This is a genomic window from Actinosynnema sp. (assembly GCF_052038725.1).
Genome location: NZ_JBQGCX010001026.1, coordinates 1 through 7,461, shown reverse-complemented (window position 1 = coordinate 7,461; position 7,461 = coordinate 1). Strand labels below are relative to the sequence as shown.

Sequence of the window (7,461 nt, the reverse complement as noted above, 5' to 3'; positions counted from 1 at the left end):
GCCGTGGCCTCGCTGGGCGAGCAGCCCTTCCGGGCCAACCAGCTGTCGAACCACTACTTCGGCAGGCTCACCGTCGACCCCGACGCCATGACCGACATCCCGGCCTCGGCCAGGGAGAAGCTGGTCGGCGACCTCATGCCCCCGCTGTGGACCGAGGTCCGCAGCGTGGAGGCCGACGCGGGGACCACCCGCAAGACGCTGCTGCGCGCCCACGACGGGACGCTGGTGGAGAGCGTGCTCATGCGCTACCCCGACCGCGCGACCCTGTGCATCTCCAGCCAGGCGGGCTGCGGCATGGCGTGCCCGTTCTGCGCCACCGGCCAGGGCGGGCTCCAGCGCAACCTGTCCACCGCCGAGATCGTCGACCAGGTCCGGCGCGGCGCCGCCGCCATGCGCGACGGCCTGCTCCCCGGCGGGCCCGGCAGGCTCTCGAACATCGTGTTCATGGGCATGGGCGAGCCGCTGGCCAACTACAAGCGGGTCATCGAGGCCGTGCACCGCATCTGCGACCAGGCCCCGGCGGGCCTGGGCATCTCGCAGCGCTCGGTCACCGTATCCACGGTCGGCCTGGTCCCGGCGATCCGCAAGCTGACCGAGGAGAACCTGCAGGTCAGGCTCGCGGTGTCGCTGCACACCCCGGACGACGAGCTGCGCGACACGCTCGTGCCGGTGAACACCCGCTGGAAGGTCGCCGAGGTCATGGAGGCCGCGCGCGGCTACGCCGACCGCACCGGCCGCCGGGTGTCCATCGAGTACGCGCTGATCAGGGACATCAACGACCAGGGCTGGCGGGCGGACATGCTCGGCAAGCTGCTGCGCAGGCACCTCGGCCCGCTGGTGCACGTCAACCTGATCCCGCTCAACCCCACGCCCGGCTCGAAGTGGGACGCCTCGCCCAAGCCCGTGGAGCGCGAGTTCGTGCGGCGGGTCAAGGAGCAGGGCGTCGAGTGCACGGTGCGCGACACCAGGGGCCAGGAGATCGCGGCGGCCTGCGGGCAGCTCGCCGCCGAGGGCTGAGCCTCGCCCGAACGGCCGAACGCCCGGCGCTCGCACCACGAGCGCCGGGCGTTCGCGCGTCCGAGCCCGGCCCGAGGGGGCCGGAACCGCCGTCAGCGCCGCCCAGCGCGTCCCGACCCGGCCCGGCGGTCCAGGGGCGGGCCGCGTCCTTCCGGAACCGCACGGGGCCGTTCAGCGCCCGCCGTGCGCCAGGTCGATGATCGCGTCGCGGGTCGGGTCGCCCGCCCGCATGTCCAGCCGCACGGTCCTGGGCACCCGTCGCGCGGTGTGCACGACCTGGATGTGCCGCTGCTCGATCGTCACGCCCCGCACGTCCGCCACCGGGATCGAGTACGAGTTCCCCGCTGCCGGGAACCGCACCCGGATCGACTCGGCCCCGGCCACCACCTGGAGCCCGCCGGTCAACCTGCTGACCGGCACCACCCCGAGTACCCCCGCGCACCAGGACCGCGCCACCGCCCCCTCCGGCATCGGCGCGGCCTTGAGCACGTGCACCTGCCGCCACGCGAGCAGCGCGAGCGCCACCACCACGACCAGCGCGGACACCCAGGTCGCGGTGAACGGCGCCCCGCTCGGGTCGGTGGCGAGCAACCCCGTCCCCACCGCGACGAGCAGCGCCAAGACGCCCCACAGCGCCCTCTGCAACCAGACGACCTTCATCCCTCTCCCTCTGCCCCGGACCCCCACCACGATTCTGCCCTGAGCGGGTGACGGGGAGTGCCCGGTTACCATCCGGGGTGTGAAGGTGGTCGCGGACAGGTACCAGGTCATCCGTGAGCTGGGCCGCGGGGGCATGGGGGTGGTGTGGCTCGCCGAGGACCGCGTCATCGGTCGTCAGGTCGCGCTCAAGGAGCTGCGCACCTCCTCCCCGGCTGAGCGGGAGCGGGTGCTGCGCGAGGCGCGCACGGCGGGCAGGCTCAACTCGCCCTCGGTCGTCACCGTGCACGACGTGGTGGTCGAGGAGGGCACCGCCTACATCGTGATGGAGCTGGTCAGCGCGCCGACGCTGGCCGACCTCATGCCGCTGCCCGCCGACCGCGTCGCCGCCATCGGGCTCGCCGTGCTGGACGCGCTCGACACCGCGCACGCGGCGGGCATCGTCAACCGGGACGTCAAGCCCGGCAACGTCATGGTGCTGCCCAACGGCCAGGTCAAGCTCGCCGACTTCGGCATCGCCCGCGCCATGGACGACCCCAGGCTCACCGCGAACGGCGGCGTCATGGGCTCGCCCGGCTACATGGCCCCCGAGCTGTTCGCGGGCCAGCCGCCCGCGCCGCCGTCGGACATGTGGGCGCTCGGCGCGACCCTGTTCGAGGCCGTCGAGGGCCGCTCCCCGTTCGAGCGCGCCACCACCGCCGCCACCGTGCACGCCGTGCTCAACGAGCGCCCCGTGCCCACCCACCTGGCCGGACCGCTGTCCGAGGTCGTGCTCGGCCTGCTCTCGCAGGCCCCCGCGACCCGGTTCACCGCGCAGCAGGCGCGGGCCGGGCTCCAGCGCGCGGCGAGCGCCGACGCGGAGACCGTGGTCTTCCCGAAGGCGGACGACGGGCGGGATGTGCGCAAGATCGCAGTCGTCGGCGGCGGGGTCGCCGCGGTGCTCGCGCTGACCGCCGCGTTCGTGCTCCTGCCCGACGACGATCCGGGGGAGCGCGCGGTGGCCAGCACGCCGTCGCCCACCTCCGCCACGTCCGCGCCCGCGAGCAGCAGCCCCGCCCCGTCCAGCTCCGCGCCGCCGAGCAGCAGCACCACGACCACCACCACGTCCACGCCCCCCGCGCCGCCCCGGATCGTGCCGCTGGCCCGCTTCAAGGGCCAGGACAACTGGAGCTACACCGGGTCGTCGCTGCTGGACGTGCCGATGGGCTACGCGCCGGACAAGGCGCTCGGCATGGTGCTCACCCAGCAGGAGGGCGGCACCCGGCCGCTCTACTCGTGCCAGGTCAAGGACTCACCCGGACGCATGACGTCGCTGTCGGCGACGTGCGAGACGCAGCGCGTCTACGGGGTGGTGGGCTACGTCTACGAGAGCCAGCCGCCCGCCGACAAGCCCTCGCAGGAGCTGTTCCGCTGCAAGGCGGGGGACCGGCACTTCGACTCGAACGAGAAGCACTGCGACGGCCAGCAGCTGGAGTTCTCGCTCGGCTGGGTCCTCGTCGACCGCGAGCAGTGAGCGCTCCAGCGGTGACGCGGGGAACCGCGTGACGGGAGGGTGGTCCGCGCTGCGCGGCAGCGCGGGACCCCACCCGCTCCGCTCAGCGCCGGGAGGTCTTCTGCTCCCGCACCTGGAACCACACCCGGGCGGCGGCCAGCGAGACGCCGGTGCCGATCACCCAGATGTTCTCGACGCGACCGTGGTGGTTGCCGATCAGCAGCGAGAAGACGGCCAGCGTCGACAGCCAGCCCGCGATCAGGATGCCCTTGGGGAACGTGCCGTGCCAGCCCCACTCGGCCGACGGCTCCTCAACGGGGTCGACCGCGGGACGCCTGTCCAGTTCAGACGACGAAGACACAGCCGCACGACCTTCCTGCCGAACACTCGATGAACCCGCCAATCGTCGCACACGGCGAGCGCGCGCGAGACGTGAGGTGCGCGTCCCCGCGCGCGCCGTCTACCCTGCTCTCCGCGCGCTCGCGCCGATCCAGACCCCCGGCGGCACCTCCCGGACGACCCCGACGAGGTTCCGCGCTGCCCGCAGGAAGGTGAGCAGTTGACCGAGCCCGGCTTCCAGCCCGCGCAGGGGCGGATGCCCGACACCCACGCCCCGGTCGAGGTCGGCCTGCACGGCGTGACGAAGCGGTTCTCCGACCAGGTCGCCGTGGACGGGATCGACCTGAACGTCCACGAGGGCGAGTTCTTCTCCGTCCTCGGCCCGTCCGGCTGCGGCAAGACCACCCTGCTGCGGATGATCGCCGGCTTCGCCGACCCGGACGAGGGCCGCATCGAGCTGGACGGCGTCGACATGGTCGGCGTGCCGCCCTACCGGCGCGACGTCAACACCGTCTTCCAGTCCTACGCCCTGTTCCCGCACATGAGCGTGTGGGACAACGTCGCCTACGGCGTCAAGCGCAAGGGCGTGCGCGGGGCCGCGCTGAAGAAGGCCGTCGGCGAGCACCTGGAGCTGGTGCGGCTCGGGCAGTTCGCCAAGCGCCGCCCCGCCCAGCTGTCCGGCGGGCAGCAGCAGCGCGTGGCCATCGCCCGCGCGCTCGCCGCCGGCCCGCGCCTGCTGCTGCTCGACGAGCCGCTCGGCGCGCTGGACGCGGTGCTGCGCAAGGAGCTGCAGATCGAGCTGATGCGCATCCAGCGCGAGGTCGGCACCACCTTCCTCTACGTCACCCACGACCAGGAGGAGGCCCTCGTGCTCTCCCACCGGATCGCGGTGATGAACGCCGGGAAGCTGGAGCAGGTCGGCTACCCCGAGGACGTCTACGAGCGGCCCGCCACCCGGTTCGTCGCGGGCTTCATCGGCACCTCGAACATCCTGGCCGCCACCGTGTCCGGCGCGGACGGGTCCTGGGTCGAGCTGGACTCGCCCGGCGTCACCCGGCTGCGCGCCGCGCTCCAGCGCGACGTCAGGCACGGCCAGCGCGTGGAGGCCACGGTGCGCCCGGAGAAGGTGCACCTGTACGACGAGGACGAGCAGGCCCCCGGCGGCTGGTGCGAGTTGACCGGGGTGGTGCGCGACGTGGTCTACACGGGCGTGTCCACCCAGTACGTGGTCGACCTCCCCGGCGGCGGGGAGCTGGTCGCGTTCGCGCAGAACACCCGTCGCGTCGACGACGCGGGCTCGCCGGGGCAACCCGTGCGGATGGCCTGGGACCCCGAGTACACCGTCCTGTTGGAGAAGAGCGCCGATGACTGACCAGAACCTCCGGATCGCCCGCATCTGGGACCCTGGAAACGCCCGCGTGACGCGGCGTTCGATGTTCCGCGCCAGCGCGTTCTTCGCGCTCGCCGCCACCGGCGCGTGCGGCGTCGGCCAGGCGCCCGGCGGCTCGACGTCCAGCGCGCCCTCGGCGGCCAAGGCCGTCAACGCGGTGGACGAGCCGAAGCTGAACTTCTACAACTGGACCGACTACATCGCCGACGACACGCTGTCCGGGTTCACCGAGGCGTCCGGCGTCCAGGTCACGTACGACAACTTCAGCACCAACGACGAGCTGGAGGCCAAGATCGCCTCCGGTGCGGCCGGCTACGACCTCGTGGTGCCCAGCGACAACTTCCTGCGCCGCTTCCTGCGCTCGGACCTGGTCCTGCCGCTGGACCACGACCTCATCCCGAACCTGAAGAACCTGGAGACCAGGTTCACCGAGGCCGACTACGACGCGGGCAACCGGTACTCCGTGCCGTGGGCCTGGGGCACCACGGGCCTGGCCTACTCCAAGTCGCAGCTGGGCGACGCCGTCACCGGCTTCTCCGCCTACGACCTGGCCGCCGCGCAGGGCCGCAGCACGATCCTGGACGAGGCGCGCGACGCGCTCGCCATCGGCCTGCTCACGCTCGGGTTCGACCCGAACACCACCGACGCGGGCCAGCTCGACCAGGCCGTCGCCGCGCTGCTGGAGCTCAAGCGCAAGATCGGCCAGATCAACTCCGACGTGATCGAGCCGCTCACCTCCGGCCAGGTCCCGCTCGCCCAGTCCTACTCCGGCGACGCGTTCCAGGCCCGCGAGGCCAACGAGGACATCGCCTACGCCATCCCCACCGAGGGCGGGCTGTCCTACGTGGACCTGCTGTGCATCCCCAAGCAGGCCCCGCACGCGGCCAACGCGCACGCGTTCATCAACTACATCCTGGAGCCGAAGGTCGGCGCCGCGCTCGCCAACGCGGTGCGCTACGGCAGCCCGAACGCCGCGGCCAAGGAGTTCATCGAGCCGGAGCTGCTGGGCGACCCGCTGGTCTACCCGTCCGAGGAGCAGCTGGCGAAGCTGCCGTTCACCAAGGACCTCGGGGCCGAGGCCGAGGCCCGCTACGCCGACGCCTGGACCAAGGTCAAGACGGGCTGATGGCGCGGCGCCCTCCCCGCTGGCTGGTCGCCACCGGCCTGCTCACCCCGACCGGGCTGTGGCTCGGCCTGTTCCTCGTCGCGCCACTGGCGCTGGTGGTGCAGTTCAGCTTCGCCACCCGCGACACCGGGATCGCCCGCGCCGTCCTGCCCTGGACGGTCGACGCCTACCGGACCGCGCTCGACCCGGCGTTCCTGCCGATCTTCGGGCGCACCCTGGCGTACGCCGCCGCCACCACGCTGCTGTGCCTGGTGCTCGGCTTCCCGCTGGCGTGGTTCACCGCGCGGCACGCGGGCCGGTTCCGCACCGCGATGCTGGCGGCGGTGCTCGTGCCGTTCTGGTCCAGCTACCTGGCGCGCGTCTACGCCTGGAAGGCGCTGCTGGACGGCGACGGCCTGGTCAACCGGGTGCTGGAGCAGGTCGGGCTCGGCCGCGACGGCGGGTTCCTGCTCACCCACGGCGCGGTCGTGCTCGGCCTGACCTACGGGTTCCTGCCGTTCATGGTGCTGCCGCTGTACGTGGCGTGCGAGCGGTTCGACCACCGGCAGGTCGAGGCGTCCTACGACCTCGGCCACGGCCGGGTGTCCACGTTCGTGCGGGTCGTGCTGCCGGGCGTGGCCCCCGGCGTGCTCGCGGGCTCGCTGCTGGTGCTGGTGCCCGCGGCGGGCGACTTCGTGACGCCCAAGCTGCTCGGCGGCGTGGACCAGAGCACGTTCGGCAGCGTCATCGACGACCAGTTCCGGGGCGGCAACAACTGGCCGCTCGGGTCGGCCATGGCGGTGCTGCTGCTGGTGCTGGTGGTCGTCGTGCTGGTGCTGCGCGGCAAGCGCGGGGAGGACGTGCTGTGAGGCGGCGGCCCTGGGTGCTGGGCGCCTCGGCGTTCGGCGTGCTCGCGTTCCTGTACGCGCCGATCCTGTGGCTGGCGGCGGTCTCGTTCAACGAGTCCCGCTCGCTCAGCCGCATCACCGGCCTGTCCACCAAGTGGTACGGCGAGCTGTTCGCCGACGACCGGGTCATGTCGGCGCTGGCGCTGACCCTGCGGCTGGCGCTGGCCAGCGCCGCGATCGCCACGGTGATCGGGTCGCTGGCCGCGTTCGGGCTGCGCAGGGCGTTCCCCGGACGCGGCGCGTGGACGGTGCTGCTGAGCCTGCCGCTGGTGGTGCCCGAGGTGGTGCTGGGCGTGGCGGTGCTCGGGTTCTGCGTGAAGCTCGCGGGCATCCCGCTCGGGTTCGGCGCGCTGCTCGTCGCGCACGTCGCGTTCACGCTCAGCTACGTGGTCGTGGTGGTGCGGGCGCGGGTGTCCGGGCTGGACTCGCGCCTTGAGGAAGCGGCGGCCGACCTGGGCGCCTCGCCGCTGGTCGCGTTCCGCACGGTCACCTGGCCGCTGGTGGCCCCGGCGGTGGGGGCGGGCGCGGCGTTCGCGTTCCTGCTCTCGTTCGA

General features: G+C 72.9%; 8 protein-coding genes. 6 read left to right on the top strand and 2 right to left on the bottom strand.

From position 1 onward, the window contains the following. A partial coding sequence (gene rlmN / locus ACTUAL_RS21675) for a 23S rRNA (adenine(2503)-C(2))-methyltransferase RlmN (protein ID WP_440901534.1) occupies positions 1–1,017 on the top strand: 1,017 nt, incomplete at its 5' end. Between the two features lie 171 nt (positions 1,018–1,188). Here the strand turns inward: rlmN and ACTUAL_RS21670 are convergent. Then, positions 1,189–1,677 carry a hypothetical protein gene (locus ACTUAL_RS21670; protein ID WP_096496576.1) on the bottom strand — a complete coding sequence of 163 codons (489 nt, stop codon included), beginning with the start codon at positions 1,675–1,677 and terminating at the stop codon, positions 1,189–1,191. A 79-nt stretch (positions 1,678–1,756) separates the two neighbouring features. Here ACTUAL_RS21670 and ACTUAL_RS21665 point away from each other — a divergent pair, with 79 nt between their 5' ends. Then, a complete protein-coding gene (locus ACTUAL_RS21665) occupies positions 1,757–3,187 on the top strand; it encodes a serine/threonine-protein kinase (RefSeq protein ID WP_440901533.1) in 1,431 nt (476 codons plus the stop codon). A gap of 82 nt (positions 3,188–3,269) precedes the next feature. Here ACTUAL_RS21665 and ACTUAL_RS21660 read toward each other — a convergent pair whose 3' ends face one another. Then, entirely contained in the window at positions 3,270–3,527 is a 258-nt protein-coding gene (locus ACTUAL_RS21660; protein ID WP_440901532.1) for a DUF2631 domain-containing protein, read from the bottom strand. Between the two features lie 234 nt (positions 3,528–3,761). Between ACTUAL_RS21660 and ACTUAL_RS21655 the strand changes: the two genes are divergently transcribed. From ACTUAL_RS21655 to ACTUAL_RS21640, 4 genes are all read left to right on the top strand, one after another. Then, positions 3,762–4,877 (top strand): ABC transporter ATP-binding protein, encoded by a 1,116-nt coding sequence (locus ACTUAL_RS21655; protein ID WP_096498055.1) that lies wholly within the window; start codon positions 3,762–3,764, stop codon positions 4,875–4,877. Further along, entirely contained in the window at positions 4,870–6,021 is a 1,152-nt protein-coding gene (locus tag ACTUAL_RS21650) for a polyamine ABC transporter substrate-binding protein (protein WP_096496573.1), read from the top strand. The genes ACTUAL_RS21655 and ACTUAL_RS21650 overlap by 8 nt, the downstream gene beginning before the upstream one ends. Beyond that, a complete protein-coding gene (locus ACTUAL_RS21645) occupies positions 6,021–6,869 on the top strand; it encodes an ABC transporter permease (RefSeq protein ID WP_096496572.1) in 849 nt (282 codons plus the stop codon). Before ACTUAL_RS21650 ends, ACTUAL_RS21645 begins: the two co-directional genes overlap by 1 nt. Next, on the top strand, positions 6,866–7,461 hold a 596-nt coding region (locus ACTUAL_RS21640), incomplete at its 3' end, for an ABC transporter permease (protein WP_440901531.1). The genes ACTUAL_RS21645 and ACTUAL_RS21640, both read left to right, overlap by 4 nt.

Bases quoted from the DNA above. Each gene is read 5' to 3' on its own strand.
- ACTUAL_RS21645 (WP_096496572.1), top strand. From the start codon at position 6,021: ATGGCGCGGCGCCCTCCCCGCTGGCTGGTCGCCACCGGCCTGCTCACC.
- ACTUAL_RS21650 (WP_096496573.1), top strand. From the start codon at position 4,870: ATGACTGACCAGAACCTCCGGATCGCCCGCATCTGGGACCCTGGAAAC.
- ACTUAL_RS21670 (WP_096496576.1), bottom strand. From the start codon at position 1,677: ATGAAGGTCGTCTGGTTGCAGAGGGCGCTGTGGGGCGTCTTGGCGCTG.
- ACTUAL_RS21655 (WP_096498055.1), top strand. From the start codon at position 3,762: ATGCCCGACACCCACGCCCCGGTCGAGGTCGGCCTGCACGGCGTGACG.